Origin of the sequence: Allomuricauda sp. MMSF_3307 (genome assembly GCF_030733585.1) — a bacterium.
Classification (GTDB): domain Bacteria; phylum Bacteroidota; class Bacteroidia; order Flavobacteriales; family Flavobacteriaceae; genus Flagellimonas.
The window spans coordinates 144,051-161,331 of record NZ_JASHIQ010000005.1; the positions used below are offsets into that span (position 1 = coordinate 144,051).

Here is a 17,281-nt window from a genome sequence, read left to right on the forward strand (position 1 = left end):
AACCAACCACCATGTCCGGAAAAAAAAGAACCAATGGCTACACCCGAAATTATTTTTTCGTCTTCAGTATCATCATATTACTATTGGGATTGATTGCATTTTCTGATAACTTTTTGTTTGATATTGACCAAGAGAGCAATAGTGATCCAGGCTTTATAGTTCACGGTATTCTGATGTATGCGTGGTACACCATTGTTCTTGTGCAAACCAACCATATTAGAAAACTCAGCATCAAATCACACATGAGGTTGGGTATGATAGCTTTTATCATCGCCCTTTTGATTATATGTTCAATTGGGTATCTCTTTATGATAGGTCAGCCCTACGAGGAACTTCCTTTCTTTGGTAAGGCCAACAGATTTTTTTATGCTGCATTTATTGGGTTGCTTTTATTGGCATATCTGAAGCGTGATAAACCAGAATTACATAAGCATGCCATAGTGGTTGCCATTCTTTTGCTCATGGAACCTTTGCTGAGCCGTGTTGGAATGAACACGGGAACGGATCCTGCCATCATTGCTCCTATCATTTGGTTGATTTTATGGCTGTCACTTTTTGTTTATGACATTGCAAGCAGGAGAAGACTCCACTTTCTAACTTATGGAGGTTTTATCTATTGGATTGTGGTTTACAACGTCATTGTATCCTAAAAAAAAGTGCACTAGGTCTAATTTTGTTGTAAGAGGCCAGGCTTTTTGATAGCTTTAGAACTATTATCGCTGCCTATGAAAAAGATTACACTGCTTTTTAGTATCCTTGTCTTAACCGTGTTTGCTGCTTTTGGGCAAAGTTCCAACTTTGTAGGGACCTTCATAAACACTTCGGAAAGTATTTCCATACAATTTAAACGGGTGGGCGATGAATACCATGGTATGCTGGCCGCAGTGGGAGCAAGCTTTGCCATAAGGGCCACTGGTACCGACACTCGGCTGAACGGTCAAATCTACGGTTTGGATGGGCCTGTTCCGTTTGAAGCCAATCTCTCCGGTTTGCAAATGAGCGTTCGTGCCACGGGATACAATGAACCCTTTTACAAGTATTCCGACCTTCACAATTTGGGCAGTTTCGATTTGACCCCCTACATGAGGGATAATAGCGGTGTTTCGGGGAACACTATAAATGGAACTCCAAATCCACCATCACCTGTAAATACTGACGGTCAATACCCTGAACTTGACAACCAAGGGTTGCTGAACATCATTTCTGGGAGTCAGTTGGTTTTTTACCAGCGTACCTCATACGTAAACGATAGCATGGCCAGTTCCATTACCTATGTGAATTTTTGTGCCAATGGTACTTTTTCAATGAACACGGATGGTTCGTTCAGTGTGGAAGGCGATTATGGTGGCAATGCCCAGGGAGCTTCCTACGGAAATAGCTCTGGAACATGGCAATTGGTATCGTACCAAGGTTCACCAGCGGTTTATCTTCAATATTATAACGGTGATACCAGCATAAATCCCTTCAATGAAAATGAGGTAAGGCAGGGAAGATGGCGCCGAGGAAACACCCAATACGCATTGCAGCGGAACAAAGTCCGCTGCAATTAAGATTTTTAAAGTGAGCCCATAAAGAAATTACTCTCCCATGGCCGCCGCTACGGCAGCAGAAAGTCTTTTGTAGGTTCCATTTTGCAAGCGCTCCCTGATTGCTGAGAAAGCGTCCAAGGTTTCCTCGATATCTTGCATGGTGTGTGTTGCGGTTGGAATCAAACGAAGCAAGATTAACCCCTTCGGAATTACGGGATATACCACAATAGAACAGAAAATCCCATGGTTTTCACGCAGATCCTTCACCAAGGCCATCGCTTCGGGAATACTACCATTTAAGTAAACGGGAGTAACGCAACTGGTGGTTGTACCAATATCGAACCCTCTCTCCTTTAATCCATTTTGAAGTGCGTTCACATTCTCCCAAAGCTTAGCTTTAAGCTCTGGCATGGTACGCAGCATATGTAATCTTTTTAAGGCGCCTTTTACGTAAACCATAGGTAATGATTTAGCGAACATTTGCGACCTTAAATTATATTTTAAGTATTCCACGATTTCCTTTTGAGCTGCCACAAAAGCACCGATTCCGGCCATTGACTTGGCGAAGGTGGCCAAATAAACATCAATATCATCCTGAATGCCTTGCTCCTCGCCTGCTCCGGCCCCTGTTTTACCCAAAGTTCCAAATCCGTGGGCATCATCTACCAACAATCGGAACTTGAATTTTTTCTTGAGCGCTACGATCTCCTTAAGGATACCTTGCTCACCGCGCATTCCAAAAACTCCTTCAGAAATTACCAAAATACCGCCACCGGTCTCGCTGGCCAGTTTGGTGGCACGCTCCAAATTCTTCTCCAAACTTTCAGCATCGTTATGCTTAAAGGTGAAGCGCTTGCCCATGTGCAAACGAACACCATCAATAATACAAGCATGGCAATCCACATCGTATACAATGATATCGTCTTTGGAAACTAAGGCATCCACTACGGACATAAATCCTTGGTATCCAAAATTGAGCAAATAAGCAGCTTCCTTGTTCACGAACTCGGCCAATTCCTTTTCCAATTGTTCGTGAAAATCGGTGTGGCCGCTCATCATCCGTGCGCCCATAGGATAGGCGGCTCCGTGCTCCATAGCGGCTTCTCCGTCCACTTTCTTGATTTCAGGTAGGTTGGCTAAACCTAGATAGTCATTGATACTCCACGTTATAACGTCCTTTCCTTGAAACTTCATTCTGTTGGAAATTGGTCCTTCCAACTTGGGAAAAACAAAATAGCCTTCAGCCTGTGAGGCCCATTTTCCCAAAGGTCCTTTGTTCTCAATGATTCTATCGAATAAATCTCTCATCTACCTTAATGTTAATTCATCTGCAAAAGTATAGATTTTTACGAACCTTGCATAACGAAATTTTCAGATAAAAAAAACGGCGATGAAATTTCATCGCCGTAGTTGAGGTATTATAGGGTACTGGTTTATTTAATATACTTGATTTCCTCGGGTACTTCGGCGTTCTGGATATCAAAGAAGCCTTGATTTTCCATCCATTCGTTACTGTAAACTTTGCTCATGTACCTGGAACCGTGGTCTGGGAAAACTACCACCACATTGCTATCTTCGGTAAATTCTCCTTCAGTATTCAACTGGTACAGGGCTTGGGTAGCAGCACCACTGGTGTAACCGGCGAAAATACCTTCGGTATGGGCCAATTTGCGGGCCATGTGAGCGCTTTCACCATCGGTTACCTTAACATATCTGTCAATGGTGTTGAAATCGGTGGCGGCAGGTATCAAGTTTTTACCTAGTCCTTCAATTCGATATGGATATACTTCGTTGTGGTCGAATTCCCCTGTTTCGTGATATTTTTTCAAAACGGAACCGTATGCATCAACACCCAAAACCTTGATGTTGGGGTTTTGCTCTTTCAGATAGCGTGCAATTCCCGAAATAGTCCCTCCTGTTCCGCTACATGCTACCAAATGGGTAATTTGACCATTGGTCTGCTCCCAAATTTCAGGTCCAGTGCTGGAATAATGGGCATCAATATTGAGCTCATTAAAATATTGGTTGATGTATATGGAATTTGGTGTTTCACTATGCAAACGTTTGGCCACCTCGTAGTAGGAACGGGGGTCATCTGCGCTCACGTGCGCTGGACATACATAAACATTGGCTCCCATGGAGCGCAACATATCTATTTTGTCCGGTGATGACTTTGAACTTACGGCCAAAATGCACTTATACCCTTTCACGATACTTACCATGGCCAGGCTAAAGCCTGTATTCCCTGAGGTAGTCTCAATAATGGTGCTGCCAGGCTTTAAGATGCCTTTTCGCTCCGCCTCCTCGATGATATGAATCGCAATTCTATCTTTTGCGGAATGTCCCGGATTGAAACATTCCAATTTCGCATAGAAGTTTCCGGTTAGGGGGGCAGTAATTCTGTTTAGCTTAACTAAGGGGGTACTTCCAATTAGGTCTAGGATATTGCTGTGCGCATTTATCTGTTTCTTCATAACTGGTATTAGGTAGGGAACAATACCCTCAAAGATAAGGCATTTGTTCGGTGCAAATGTAACATTTTATTTTTAAAGGGCTTTTCCTTCCAAGTCCAAAATGAAGGCATACTCCTTTGCTGTTTCCTTCAAGGCCTCAAAACGGCCCGATGCCCCGCCATGTCCTGCATCCATATTGGTATCCAAAAACAGGAGGTTGTTATCTGTTTTGTATTCTCTTAATTTGGCCACCCATTTGGCAGGCTCCCAGTACTGTACCTGGGAATCGTGCAAGCCCGTAGATACGTACATATGCGGATATGCCTTGGCCTCCAAATTATCGTATGGCGAATAGGATTTCATATAATCATAATATTCCTTTTCGTTCGGATTTCCCCATTCGTCATACTCGCCCGTGGTCAATGGAATGGTATCGTCCAACATGGTGGTGACCACATCCACAAAAGGTACCGCAGCAATGATACCATGATAAAGTTCCGGCTCCATATTGATGATGGCTCCCATCAAAAGTCCACCGGCAGAACCACCCATGGCATATAAATGCTCGGAACTGGTATATTTTTGTTCTATCAAAAATTTACTGACATCAATGAAATCGGTGAAGGTGTTTTTTTTCTGCAATAATTTTCCATCCTCGTACCAAGGTCTTCCCAAATATTCGCCGCCACGCACGTGTGCGATGGCATAAATAAAGCCACGATCCAACAAACTCAATCGGATGGACGAAAAATACGGGTCCATGGTAGCTCCATAGGAACCATATCCATATTGCAACAACGGACTGGTGCCATCCAAAGGAGTATCCTTGCGATAGATAATGGAAATGGGTACTTTTTTACCATCCCTTGCGGTAGCCCATAACCGCTCTGTTTTGTAGTTGTTTTTGTCGAATTTGCCTCCCAAGACTTCTTGCTGCTTCATCACAGTCTTGGTGCGGGTTTCCATGTCAAAATCAATAACGGCGTAAGGCTCGCCCATTTCATTGTAATAATACCGAAGCACTTTGGTATCAAAATCCAAATTCACCGAAGGTCCTGCTACATAGGTTTCGCTTTCAAAAGGCAAATAATAACTGTCCGAACCGTCCCATTTGGCAATTTTCATTTGGCTGAGCCCGTTCCTGCGTTCGGTGACCACATAATAGTCCCTGAAAATTTCAACATCTTCCAACAATACCTCTTCATCATGCGGGATAAATTCTTCCCAATGTTCCGATGATGTATTGTTTTCGTTTGTTTTCATCAATTTAAAGTTGGTCGCACCATCCCTATTCGTCAACACGTAAAAATCACCCTCAAAATGGGAAATGGAATATTCCACTCCTTTTTCACGTGGCGAAAACACCTTGAATTTTCCATTGGGATCATCGGCATCCAAAAAGCGATATTCAGAAGTAAGCGTACTACTGGAACCGATAACAATATAATCACGGGATTTGGTCTTGTACACAAAAGTGTTGTAAGTGGAATCCTTTTCGTGAAAAACCAGCTCATCTTCATCAGCTGAGGTACCCAAAACGTGCTTAAAAATTTTATCTGACCGAAGGGTTACCGGATCTTTTTTGGTGTAGAAAAGCGTTTTGTTATCGTTGGCCCAGACGGAACTTCCGGTAGTGTTCTCAATGATATCCGGGAATATTTCGCCCGATTCCAAGTTCTTTATTTGAATGTTGTATTGCCTTCTGGATATAGTATCCGTACCAAAGGAAGCCAATTTGTTATCTGGACTGATGGAAACGCCCCGAAGGTTAAAATATTCGTGTCCTTCGGCCATTTGGTTGCAATCGAACAACAACTCTTCTTCGGCTTCCAAGCTCCCCTTTTTTCTGGAATAAATGGGATACTCTTTGCCTTCTTCGTAACGGGTAATGTACCAATAACCATCCAATTGGTAGGGGACGGATTCATCATCTTCTTTGATTCGGGCCTTCATTTCCTGAAAAAGTTCCTCCTGGAATTTTTGGGTATGGGCGGTCATTTTTTGGAAATAGTCGTTTTCCGCATTCAGGTAATCGAGCACCTGTTGGTCTTCCCTATTGTTCATCCAATAGTAGTCATCGATTCTAACATCACCATGTTTTTCGAGCTTTGTTGGATGCTTTGGGGCTACAGGCGGAATAATATTCATGGCTTCGTCTTTGTTGTTCTTGCAAGCGGTGGCAAAAATAAGGCATAAAACCAGAACAGATATTCTTGAAATCATTTGTTTCATGGAAAGTGTTTTGACCAATTTACTACTTTTGTCCTTACGTTTGACAAATAGTAAAACACGGCTTGTTTTGATAGTGAACGGACAAGCGAAAATTGTAAAGATATGTTTGGAGATTTAATGGGAATGATGGGCAAAATCAAAGAGACCCAAAAGAAAGTGGAAGCGACCAAGGAACGATTGCATACGGTAATGATCGATGAGGCGTCCTCTGATGGATTGCTCAAAGTGACCTTGACGGCGAATCGTGAGATTAAATCCATCAGTATTGACGATTCTTTATTGGAAGAAAAGGAACAACTGGAGGATTATTTGGTGTTAACCCTAAATAAAGCCATTGAAAAGGCTACTAAAATTAATGAAGCTGAATTGGCGGCTGTAGCCAAGGAAGGCATGCCCAACATTCCGGGAATGGATGCTTTTATGAAATAATCCTCGTGAGATATTAGTATTGAGACACTAGATTTTAGAATTCAGTCGTCCGTTCGAGTGTTTCCGAAGGAAACGTATCGAGAACCTTTTACTGCAACACTTTTTTAATAAAAAGAAAACAAATACACTTCTCGATACACTTTTGGCTTCGCCAAAACCACTCGAAGTGACAATTCAGCCCTATCATGTCAGTTCGAGTATTTCCAAAGGAAATGTATCGAGAACCTTTTACTGCAACACTTTTTTAATCACAAGGGAACAAATACACTTCTCGATACACTTTTGGCTTCGCCAAAACCACTCGAAGTGACCAACCGGCAATATTATGTCAGTTCGAGTGTTTCCGAAGGAAATGTATCGAGAACCTTTTACTGCAACACTTTTTAAACAAAAGAAAACAAATACACTTCTCGATACACTTTTGGCTTCGCCAAAACCACTCGAAGTGACCATACAATTATCCTATACTTTTCAAAACCTTTAAGAAATGCTGGTGCATGCTATCGGTGTAATCCAAATGGGTAACTATCCGTAGTTTGCCCTGGCCCATCCCAATGATGGAGACCTTATGTTTGGTCAATTGCTCCAAAAATGCTTCGGATGACATTTTATGCTCGTTGATTTCAAAAATGATGATATTGGTCTCGATGGGCTCCACTTTTTTGATAAAATCCAGGGTCTGGAGTACCTCCCCTATTTCTTCCGCCTTTTGATGGTCTTCCGCTAGTCGGTCTATATTATTGTCCAAAGCATAGATGCCAGCGGCCGCCAAATAGCCTGATTGGCGCATACCGCCTCCAAAAACTTTTCGGATGCGAAGCGCTTTGTCGATATGGTCCTGACTCCCTACCAATACAGAGCCAACAGGGCACCCCATACCCTTGCTCAAACATACACTAATGGTATCGAACAACGAGCCGTAGGCTTTTGGGTCTTCTCCTTTTTTCACCAAAGCGTTCCAAAGTCGGGCACCATCCAAATGGTATTTTAGATTGTGCTTATCACAAACGCTGCGGATTTTCCTCAATTCCTCAAAATCCCAACAGGCACCACCTCCTTTGTTGGTGGTATTCTCGATACAGACCAAAGTGGTCAATGGGCTGTGATAAAAATCTGGTGGATTGATGGAGGCTTCCACCTGTTCGGCCGTCATCATGCCGCGATGACCGTCCACCAACTTACAGGAAACCCCACTGTTGAAACTAACGCCTCCTCCCTCGTAATTATAGATATGGGCATACTTGTCACAAATCAGCTGATCTCCGGGCTGGGTATGTAGTTTTATTGCTGTTTGATTGGTCATAGTGCCACTGGGAAAAAAGAGCGCAGCTTCCATCCCAAAATAATCGGCAACCTTGGCTTCCAGTTGATTGACGGTAGGGTCGTTTTTAAAAACATCGTCCCCTACTTTTGCATTCATCATAGCCTCCAACATTCCTGCCGAAGGTCGAGTGACCGTGTCACTTATTAAGTTTATTTCCATAAAATTGTTTAGTCCATACAGTCCATTCCAATAGGTGACCCATCGGGTATTGTGGACACTGGAATAAGTTTGAATTCTGAAGGTTCTTTCATAAAGGCATCAATACGCCTTACCATTTCCGCTGAAATTGCATTTTTACCATCTGTCAGCAATTGAGTCTTAAGATTTTCCAACGCTTCATTGGCGACGGCATTGACCTGTGGATGAACGGCATTGTGAGCTGCAAGATTCATTAGGTGATACAACACCCTAAAATTAATGGTATGCTGTACTTCTTCTTCGTAGTCATCACGATGCGAGCGATCTATGGTCGCTTTAATTGTTTCATCCAACACCTCCTTAAGTCCCATTTGATTTTTATCCAAACTCTTTTGCTGAATCAATCGGGAAGCCCGTTCTGGGTGCAACAATAATTCCAACGTCATGTCGGCCGCTGTCTCGGCCACGGAAAGTGCATCAAAACTAACGCCAGTGCGACCCTTGAAAGATTCCCTGGAACGATTAAAACCGATGGCACGTGGCGGAAAGAGGTCCAGTTTATCCTTGGGTACCGCAATGACTTCGGCATCCAACGTTCTTAATATAGACTCCAAAGCTTTCTCCTGAACCGCTTGGTTAACTGGTTTTACCGGGGTTTGTCCACCTCCTTTTACGGCATAGTTATAATCCAATCCGCCGATGACTTTGGAAACTGCTTCGGTTTGGTACCTGTGGAAAAAGTAAATTGGTACGAATACATCTTCGAGTACCGAATACGTCTCTCCAGTCCTTATGTTGTCCACAGAAAAGTTTTGGATCGCCTTTTTCCTGATTTCCAACATTTTTTCCAGTTCTTCACTGGCAATTTTACCATTGTCCCACAAATGGGCCAAGGCGTGGGCACCTCCTTGTGGACGCGCATCCTGATCGGAAATATAGCGCAGTCCTTCCTGCTGTGCTTTCTCCAAAATAGCGTTCAAGGCTTCCTTCTCGTTGGTGCCACTTGGGAAATCGGAATAGGCATAGGCTACAGTTACTTTGTCCCACTCTCCAATACCGGTATCGTAGGCGTTTTCAAAACTGATATCTCCTCCTTTGAGCTCAAATTGTGGATGTGGATAATCCATTACAGAAGCCCTATTATTGGTACTTGCCGCAAAGTTATGGGCAAACCCGAGGGTATGTCCTATCTCGTGTGCGGAGAGTTGGCGTATTCTTGCAAGGGCCAACTCCAACATGGGTTGATAATTATCATCCCTTTCCGCAAATGGTTGGTTCATCAAAGCTTGTGCGATCATAAAATCCTGTCGGATTCGAAGACTTCCCAAGCTCACGTGACCTTTCAGGATTTCGCCAGTTCGTGGATCTACCACGCTGGCTCCATAGCTCCATCCCCTTGTGGAGCGGTGCACCCATTGAACTACATTGTAGCGAACATCAAGAGGGTCGGCATCATCGGGCAATATTTTCATTTGAAAGGCATCCTTATAGCCAGCAGCTTCAAAGGCCTGGTTCCACCATTTTCCACCATCCAACAGTGCAGAGCGAATGGGCTCCGGTGTTCCGTTATCCAAATAATAAATGATGGGCTCAACAGCTTCACTAACTTCGGCATTGGGGTCTTTCTTTTGCAAACGGTGTCTTCTAATGAATCGCTTCACCAAGGATTCCTGAACCGGTGTCGCATAATCATAATATGAAAAAGGATAACCGCCACTTCGTGGGTCATATTCCCTTTTTTCAAAATTATCATCCGGTAATTCAATCAAGGAATGGTGCTGCGCAACGGTGACCAAGCTGGGCGTTGGTGTCACGGAACGTATCCATGCACCTTCTGGTTCGCCTTTAAAGGTAAGGGTAACATCGAACTCCACATTTTTTGGAAATGCCTTGGTACGGTCAAAGGCCCAAGCGCTTTTGGATTTATCTAAGCTGTACGAACCCTGTTTGCCCCGTTTCAATCGGTTGGAAACCCCATGGGCATCGCGCATCAAAAAGTCCGTGAAATCTATGAGATAACTGCCCTTGGACTCCTCCACGATTTCAAATCCTTCCAAAATGGATTTGGCAAAAGCCTGCTCCACCGATTTTCTTTCCAGTTCATTATCGGTAATGGCCCGGAACTCCAAATTGGGCTGTACCAGTAGGAGTTTTTTCCCTGCCTTACGGAAGAAAACGACCTGTTCGTTGCCCAACTGACCGCGATCTAGGCCAATATCATTGCTACCGATACCGCTACTAAGGGAATACACATATAAAAAATCCTTCTCCAGATCATCCACTTGCAGATAAATCTTGTCGGTGGAATCGTCATAATAAAAATCAAAATAGCCCTTGAATTTCTGAAAATCCTTGGTCCTTTCGAATGTTTGGGCCCCGAGGGAGGCACAAATAAAGTAGCAAAGGGCGATGAGTGTAGTAGTGTTCTTCATGAGCTGGTTGAATTAGTGCCTTAAAAATATGGAAATCATTTTAAAATTCACCTGCCAAAAAATAGTACTGCGATTAAAAAGGGAAATTCATAAAATCTACCCTGCCCTATTGCAGATTTTTATTTTTTGTGACTTTACTGTTCCCTTTTTCTATTCGAATAGTATTGAAGATATCTTAAGGTCATGTGCCGAAAGAAACTTATTTTTACCTCAAAATAGATTACATGGTAACCACAGATCAACAAAAAGATCTTATTGAGCGCCTTGGTGCGTTAAGGAGGTATCTTTGACATCGATGCCAAACGTATTGAAATAGAGAACGAGGAAGAAAAAACCCTCGCTCCCGGTTTTTGGGACAATCCGCAAGAAGCCCAAAAACAAATGCAGTCCATAAAATCAAAAAAGAAATGGGTAGAAGACTTTGAGGAGGCCAAAACTCTGGTCGGCGACCTTGAGGTCCTTATGGAGTTCCTACAAGCTGGGGAGGTTTCCGAAGAGGAGGTCTCCAAGCAGTTTGATAAGGCCACTGACGCCATCGAAAAATTGGAGTTCCGTAACATGCTTTCGGAAGAAGGTGATGAACTTACCGCCGTGCTCCAAATCACCGCTGGTGCCGGGGGAACAGAAAGTTGCGACTGGGCGTCCATGCTCATGCGCATGTACATGATGTGGGCCGAAAAGAACGGTTATAAAATCAAGGAACTCAACTACCAAGAGGGTGATGTGGCGGGGATAAAAACGGTAACCCTGGAAATTGAAGGGGAATATGCCTTTGGGTGGCTAAAAGGAGAAAACGGGGTGCATCGTTTGGTGCGCATATCCCCTTTTGATAGTAATGCGAAGAGACACACCTCCTTTGCATCGGTGTATGTGTACCCACTAGTGGACGACAGCATTGAAATTGAGGTGAATCCTTCCGAAATCGAAATCACAACGGCACGTTCCAGTGGTGCAGGCGGACAAAATGTGAACAAGGTGGAAACCAAGGTTCAATTGGTGCACAAACCTACCGGAATCCAAATTTCCTGTTCCGATTCCCGTTCGCAACACGATAACAGGGCAACGGCCATGAAAATGCTGAAATCGCAGCTCTATGAAATCGAACTGCGCAAAAAGCAGGAGGCCCGGGCCGAAATAGAATCCTCTAAAATGAAGATTGAATGGGGGTCGCAGATTCGTAACTACGTGATGCATCCGTACAAATTGGTAAAGGATGTGAGAACCGGGGAAGAGACCGGTAATGTGGATGCCGTTATGGATGGCGATCTGGATGCATTTTTAAAGGCCTATTTAATGATGATGGGGCAAAAAGAAGAACAAGATTAAAATAAAGACATGATTAAGATTTATCATAACCCAAGATGTAGAAAGTCCCGAGAAGGTCTGGCCATTTTGGAAAAGTCAGGCAAGGCATTTGAAGTGGTCAAGTATCTGGATGATGTACCCAGTAAAGAGGAACTGAAAACCTTGATTGCGTATCTGGGCATTGCTCCGATTGACCTAGTTCGAAAAACCGAGGCGATTTGGAAGGAAAAGTTCAAGGGAAAAACGTTGACGGACGAGGAAGTGATCACAGCCATGGCAGAAAATCCAAAACTGATTGAACGACCCATTGTTGTAAACGGAAAAAAAGCGGTTGTTGGCAGACCGCCAGAGAACATTTCCAACTTACTATAAGCTTGATAGCCAGTTACATTTAACACCGTTTCCAAGGGTTTTTTCAACCTAAATACTATCTTTATCCCATGAAAAGAAAACAAATCCTCTTCTATATCACTCTTTTGACGGGTATGCTTTGTATAAACGATTTGTCCGCGCAATTTGGCTATGGGTCGCCTTATGGCAACCGCAGTATGTACGGCAGGGGCAGAACCTCAATACCCCAAGCGGGACCTGTAGAAACCCAAAAGGAGGAGACACCCCCAACAGCAGAAGAAATTGTGGATTCGCAAATGCCTTCCATCACGGAAGCCCTTGAATTGGACCCTTTTGAACAGGCCGTGGTACGCACCTCATTGGTTCAATCCGTACAACAGCGTATCGAACTTCAAATATTGCAATTGGAACCTCTTAAAATGAAAGAAGAGGTAGAAAAAATCAAAAGGCGCCAAGATGCGGAACTGAAGGCCGGACTTCCCGAAGATAAGTTCGAGGCCTTTATGGAACTACAGGAAAACCAATTCAAGGCCAAGAGGAAAAAGAAGAGAAAAAAGGACAAAAAAGACAAGGGTTAACAATTCTTTAAGGTCATTCGCAGGCTCAATTCCGTTGTTGAGGGATTAATATTTTATGTGCATTTATTTTCTGTCAATTTTGTGGCATAAAAATCAAACTATGCACAGGATATTTATCCCGTTATTGCTTCTGACCCTTACCACTTTTCAAAGTGTAGCACAGCAAAATCAATCATCCATTACCCTTTCTGGGAAGGTTGTCGATTCCGAATCAGGTCAACCCTTGGAGTATGCCACCTTTGTGCTGCAAAATGCGGACAGTCCGGATCAAGTTACCGGAGGCATTACCGACCTTTCGGGTGCGTTTGAAATCGAAACTGCTCCCGGTAAATATAATATTCGTGTAGAATTCATTTCCTATAAAACTTATTCCCTTCAAGCACAAACCTATAATTCAGATACCAACTTGGGCACTATCACCCTATCGCCAGATGTGGCACAACTCGCAGAGGTAGAAGTAGTAGGTGAAAAAACCACTGTTGAGGTGCGGTTGGACAAAAAAGTATACAACATAGGTAAGGACATCACCACTAGCGGTGGTAACGTCAGCGATGCACTCGGGAACATTCCTTCGGTTTCTGTGGATGTAGAAGGAGGCATCAGCCTTCGTGGAAACGATAACGTACGTATTCTTATTAACGGTAAGCCATCTGCTTTGGCAGGTTTCGGGTCTACCGATATATTACAGCAATTACCTGCCGACGCCATTGAAAAGGTCGAAGTAATTACCAGTCCTTCGGCCCGTTATGACGCAGAGGGTACGGCAGGTATTCTTAACATTGTCCTTAAAAAGGAGAAAACCCTTGGAATCAATGGTTCCATCAATGCAACTATTGGTGATCCGTTGAATGCCAGGGTAACCTCCAATTTTAATATCCGGACAGAAAAATTCAATATTTTCAATACGCTGGGATACTTTAAAAGAAAACCCCCAGGAAATGGATTTTTCGACAACAGATATTTGACCGACTTAAGTGATTTTGACCGAATCATTGAAGACAGGGACATCAACCGCGATGATAATGGTTTGAGCCTGAACATTGGAATGGAGTATTTTTTGACCGAGAAGTCTTCCGTAACCGGTAGTTTTTTCTACCGATGGTCCGATGAGAACGATTTGACCGAAAACGACAACCAACGTTTTATGGACGGCGAATTGAGCAGCAGGACCTTTCGGACCGAAAATCAGCTTGAAAACGACAATAGTTATCAAGTATCCTTTAACTACACCAACCGTTTTAACGATGATGGACACGAATTGACGGCAGACTTTCAATATTCGTATGATGATGAGGATGTACTGACAGAAATCCAAGAAAGCAATATCGTACCCAACACGGATTTGTTGGCAAGGGAAAATATTTACGAAATCCAGACCCAAGATGATATTTTGGCCCAAATCGATTATGTGTTGCCTATGGGCGATGCACAATTTGAGGCAGGTTACCGTGGTACGTTTGAAAAAGAGGTGAGCGATTTTCAGTTGGACACCTTGAACATTGGAACAGGTGAATTTGCAACCAACAGGGATTTGACCAACATCTTTACCTATCGCGAAAACGTAAACGCCATTTACACCCAATACGGAAACAAGTATGGTAAAATTTCGATGTTGCTTGGTCTTCGTTTGGAAAACACAGAGCTTATTGGTAGCGTAGATTCAACTATTGATGGCGAGGCCTTGCAGGAAATTGTAGGCCAAGATGTGGATTTGAATTTTGATAAGAATTACTTAGGGCTTTTTCCAACAGTGAACCTTATCTATGAGATTTCAAAAACTGAAAATATATCCCTTGGTTATAACCGTAGGATCAATAGGCCAAGAGGGTGGTTTATCAATCCATTTCCTTCCCGTTCAAGTAGGACCAATGTTTTTCAGGGTAATCCGGACTTGGACCCAGCCTTTGCCAATGCATTCGATTTGGGATATTTAAAGCGTTGGAAAAAATTGACACTTACCACATCGGTGTATTATCAAAGAGAAACCAATTCCTTTGAGCGTATACAGGAGGAGACCGGGGAAATCACTTCGGATGGTATTCAAATAATTCGTTCGGTTCCCATTAACCTTTCCACCAATGAACGTATCGGTGCCGAAGCGGGAGCCATTTACAACCCTGCCAAATGGTGGCGCATAAATGGAAGCTTTAACTTCTTTACGTTTAGTTCCGAAGGAACTTTTAATGGAGTGGATTTTGGTGCTGAGAACACAAGTTGGTTTGCAAGAATGAGCTCCAAATTTACCTTGCCCAAGAAAATAGACCTTCAGTTGAACTCTTTTTATAGGGGACCAACACAAAATGCACAAACGGAGAATAAGGGGATTTTCTCCCTTAACTTGGCCATCAGCAAAGATTTGTTCAAGGATAACGCAACCGTTTCCTTAAATGTCAGCGATGTTTTTAACACCAGAAAGCGAATGTCGTTTACGCAGACCCCTACTTTTACCTCCGATAGTGAATTTCAATGGAGACAAAGGCAGGTGAACCTATCCTTTATTTACAGATTTAACCAACCAAAGGAACAACGTCGTCGCGGAGAGGACAGACAAGGTGGAGGTGATGATGATGAGGGACAATATTAAGAAACGGTAGAGTTCCCCCGAAACTTGAACAGGAAAAGCAGCCATTCGGCTGCTTTTTTTATTTTGTCACTCCGTACATGAACCCAAATTATGGGGCAAAAAAATAGCCTTCGATCATACGAAAGCTAAATAGTGGATAAAAAAAAGGAGCCAATTGGCTCCTTAGATATATTTTATTCTTCGAGTTGGGCACGTTTGGCCTCTCGTCTTTCTTTGAACATTTCCCTAAGGTTTCCAATCAACCAGTAAGGTACCACAAAGGTCAATAGGAATATCATCAACCAAAAACCGATTGTCAAAATTGTTAGAAACGCTAAAAAACCTAAATACTGGTCAAATTCGAACATCTTTACTCCTTTTGTTTTAACAAAGATACTTTCTTCTTATCAAAAAAAGCAAATGCTAGGGCAAAAAAAGTGTATTTATTGCCATCAATTACCATATAAATACCCGATATCCTACCTTTGTGAAACAAAATTTTAAACTATGGGTTTTAGGATTGAAAAAGATACGATGGGCGAGGTAAAAGTACCCGCCGACAAATATTGGGGAGCCCAAACGGAGCGTTCCCGCAACAACTTTAAAATTGGGCCCCCTGCATCCATGCCCTTGGATGTGGTTTATGGTTTTGCCTATCTGAAGAAAGCGGCCGCATTTACCAACCACGAATTGGGCGTGTTGAGCCAGGAAAAAAGGGATTTGATTGCACAAGTATGCGACGAAATACTCGAAGGCAAACATGATGACCAGTTTCCATTGGTTATTTGGCAAACCGGTTCGGGTACCCAAAGCAACATGAACGTAAACGAAGTGATTGCCAACCGCGCTCATGAAATTGCGGGCAAGAAAATCGGGGAAGGCGAAAAAACCATCCAGCCCAATGATGATGTGAATAAAAGTCAGTCCTCCAATGATACCTTCCCTACGGGAATGCATATCGCAGCCTACAAAAAAATAGTGGAGGTCACTATTCCCGGGGTAGAGCAATTAAGAGATACGTTGCAGAAAAAATCCGAGGAATTCAAGGATGTGGTAAAAATCGGAAGGACCCATTTGATGGATGCCACTCCCCTAACCTTGGGACAAGAGTTTTCGGGCTATGTTTCCCAATTGAACCATGGCTTGAAAGCTTTGAAAAATACACTTCCCCATTTGAGCGAATTGGCTTTGGGCGGTACTGCGGTAGGTACGGGCCTAAACACCCCTAAAGGTTATGACGTTCTCGTTGCCAAATATATTGCCGAGTTTACTGGAAAACCATTCGTTACTGCTGGTAACAAATTTGAGGCGTTGGCCGCGCACGATGCCATCGTGGAAAGTCATGGTGCCTTAAAACAACTAGCGGTTTCTTTAAACAAAATTGCGAATGATATCCGTATGATGGCCTCTGGACCTCGTTCCGGTATCGGGGAAATCATTATTCCTGCCAACGAACCCGGAAGTTCCATTATGCCCGGAAAGGTGAACCCTACCCAATGTGAGGCATTGACCATGGTCTGTGCACAGGTGATGGGGAACGATGTGGCCATTTCTGTTGGTGGTACGCAAGGACATTACGAACTGAATGTTTTTAAACCGATGATGGCTGCCAATATTTTGCAATCTGCCCAATTATTGGGCGATGCCTGTGTAAGTTTTGATGAAAACTGTGCCGCCGGTATTGAACCCAACCACGAGACCATTAAAACCTTATTGAACAACTCTTTGATGTTGGTAACTGCCCTTAACACCAAAATTGGGTACTACAAAGCGGCCGAAATTGCCAACACCGCTCATAAAAATGGCACTACCTTAAGGGAAGAGGCCGTTAACCTTGGATATGTGACCCCAGAGGAATATGATGAATGGGTGAAGCCCGAAGATATGGTAGGCAGTCTTAAATAGAGAAATGCCAATCTTAAAAATAGAAAAAAGGCCCGTCCAAAA

13 protein-coding genes are annotated in these 17,281 nt (G+C 43.2%); 8 read left to right on the forward strand and 5 right to left on the reverse strand.

The genetic code is table 11. The features are described from left to right. Positions 1 to 11 precede the first annotated feature (11 nt). A complete protein-coding gene (locus tag RBB12_RS13200) occupies positions 12 to 650 on the forward strand; it encodes a hypothetical protein (protein WP_306013988.1) in 639 nt (212 codons plus the stop codon). Positions 651 to 725: 75 nt separating this feature from the next. Next, a complete protein-coding gene (locus RBB12_RS13205; protein ID WP_179385589.1) occupies positions 726 to 1,550 on the forward strand; it encodes a hypothetical protein in 825 nt (274 codons plus the stop codon). A gap of 27 nt (positions 1,551 to 1,577) precedes the next feature. On the opposite strand, the gene RBB12_RS13210 is transcribed toward RBB12_RS13205, so the two are convergent. The 3 genes from RBB12_RS13210 to RBB12_RS13220 form a co-directional block, all read right to left on the reverse strand. Further along, the gene (locus RBB12_RS13210) at positions 1,578 to 2,837 is read right to left on the reverse strand and encodes an aminotransferase class I/II-fold pyridoxal phosphate-dependent enzyme (RefSeq protein ID WP_306013987.1); all 1,260 of its coding nucleotides are present in this window, start codon (positions 2,835 to 2,837) and stop codon (positions 1,578 to 1,580) included. Positions 2,838 to 2,962: 125 nt separating this feature from the next. Further along, entirely contained in the window at positions 2,963 to 4,003 is a 1,041-nt protein-coding gene (locus RBB12_RS13215) for a PLP-dependent cysteine synthase family protein (protein ID WP_306013986.1), read from the reverse strand. Between the two features lie 72 nt (positions 4,004 to 4,075). Continuing rightward, positions 4,076 to 6,214 (reverse strand): S9 family peptidase, encoded by a 2,139-nt coding sequence (locus tag RBB12_RS13220; RefSeq protein WP_306013984.1) that lies wholly within the window; start codon positions 6,212 to 6,214, stop codon positions 4,076 to 4,078. A gap of 102 nt (positions 6,215 to 6,316) precedes the next feature. Between RBB12_RS13220 and RBB12_RS13225 the strand changes: the two genes are divergently transcribed. Next, positions 6,317 to 6,643, forward strand: a complete 327-nt coding sequence (locus RBB12_RS13225) for a YbaB/EbfC family nucleoid-associated protein (RefSeq protein ID WP_306013983.1) — start codon at positions 6,317 to 6,319, stop codon at positions 6,641 to 6,643. Between the two features lie 457 nt (positions 6,644 to 7,100). On the opposite strand, the gene RBB12_RS13230 is transcribed toward RBB12_RS13225, so the two are convergent. Continuing rightward, entirely contained in the window at positions 7,101 to 8,126 is a 1,026-nt protein-coding gene (locus tag RBB12_RS13230) for a threonine aldolase family protein (RefSeq protein WP_306013982.1), read from the reverse strand. Positions 8,127 to 8,134: 8 nt separating this feature from the next. Next, the gene (locus RBB12_RS13235) at positions 8,135 to 10,537 is read right to left on the reverse strand and encodes a zinc-dependent metalloprotease (protein ID WP_306013981.1); all 2,403 of its coding nucleotides are present in this window, start codon (positions 10,535 to 10,537) and stop codon (positions 8,135 to 8,137) included. 224 nt (positions 10,538 to 10,761) lie between these two features. Between RBB12_RS13235 and prfB the strand changes: the two genes are divergently transcribed. The 5 genes from prfB to fumC all read left to right on the forward strand — a co-directional run bounded on the left by prfB (position 10,762) and on the right by fumC (position 17,239). Continuing rightward, positions 10,762 to 11,863 (forward strand): peptide chain release factor 2 gene (prfB, locus tag RBB12_RS13240; protein ID WP_179385597.1). Its coding sequence is split into 2 segments (ribosomal slippage): positions 10,762 to 10,824 and positions 10,826 to 11,863, totalling 1,101 coding nucleotides; the frame shifts between segments, so codons are not numbered across the junction. Positions 11,864 to 11,872: 9 nt separating this feature from the next. Beyond that, positions 11,873 to 12,214, forward strand: coding sequence for an arsenate reductase (glutaredoxin) (gene arsC, locus RBB12_RS13245; RefSeq protein WP_179385598.1), 342 nt, complete (start codon positions 11,873 to 11,875; stop codon positions 12,212 to 12,214). 68 nt (positions 12,215 to 12,282) lie between these two features. Then, positions 12,283 to 12,771, forward strand: a complete 489-nt coding sequence (locus RBB12_RS13250; RefSeq protein ID WP_293284992.1) for a hypothetical protein — start codon at positions 12,283 to 12,285, stop codon at positions 12,769 to 12,771. A 100-nt stretch (positions 12,772 to 12,871) separates the two neighbouring features. Beyond that, positions 12,872 to 15,355, forward strand: a complete 2,484-nt coding sequence (locus RBB12_RS13255) for a TonB-dependent receptor domain-containing protein (protein ID WP_306013980.1) — start codon at positions 12,872 to 12,874, stop codon at positions 15,353 to 15,355. Positions 15,356 to 15,841: 486 nt separating this feature from the next. Beyond that, the gene (gene fumC, locus RBB12_RS13260; protein ID WP_306013979.1) at positions 15,842 to 17,239 is read left to right on the forward strand and encodes a class II fumarate hydratase; all 1,398 of its coding nucleotides are present in this window, start codon (positions 15,842 to 15,844) and stop codon (positions 17,237 to 17,239) included. Positions 17,240 to 17,281: the final 42 nt, after the last annotated feature.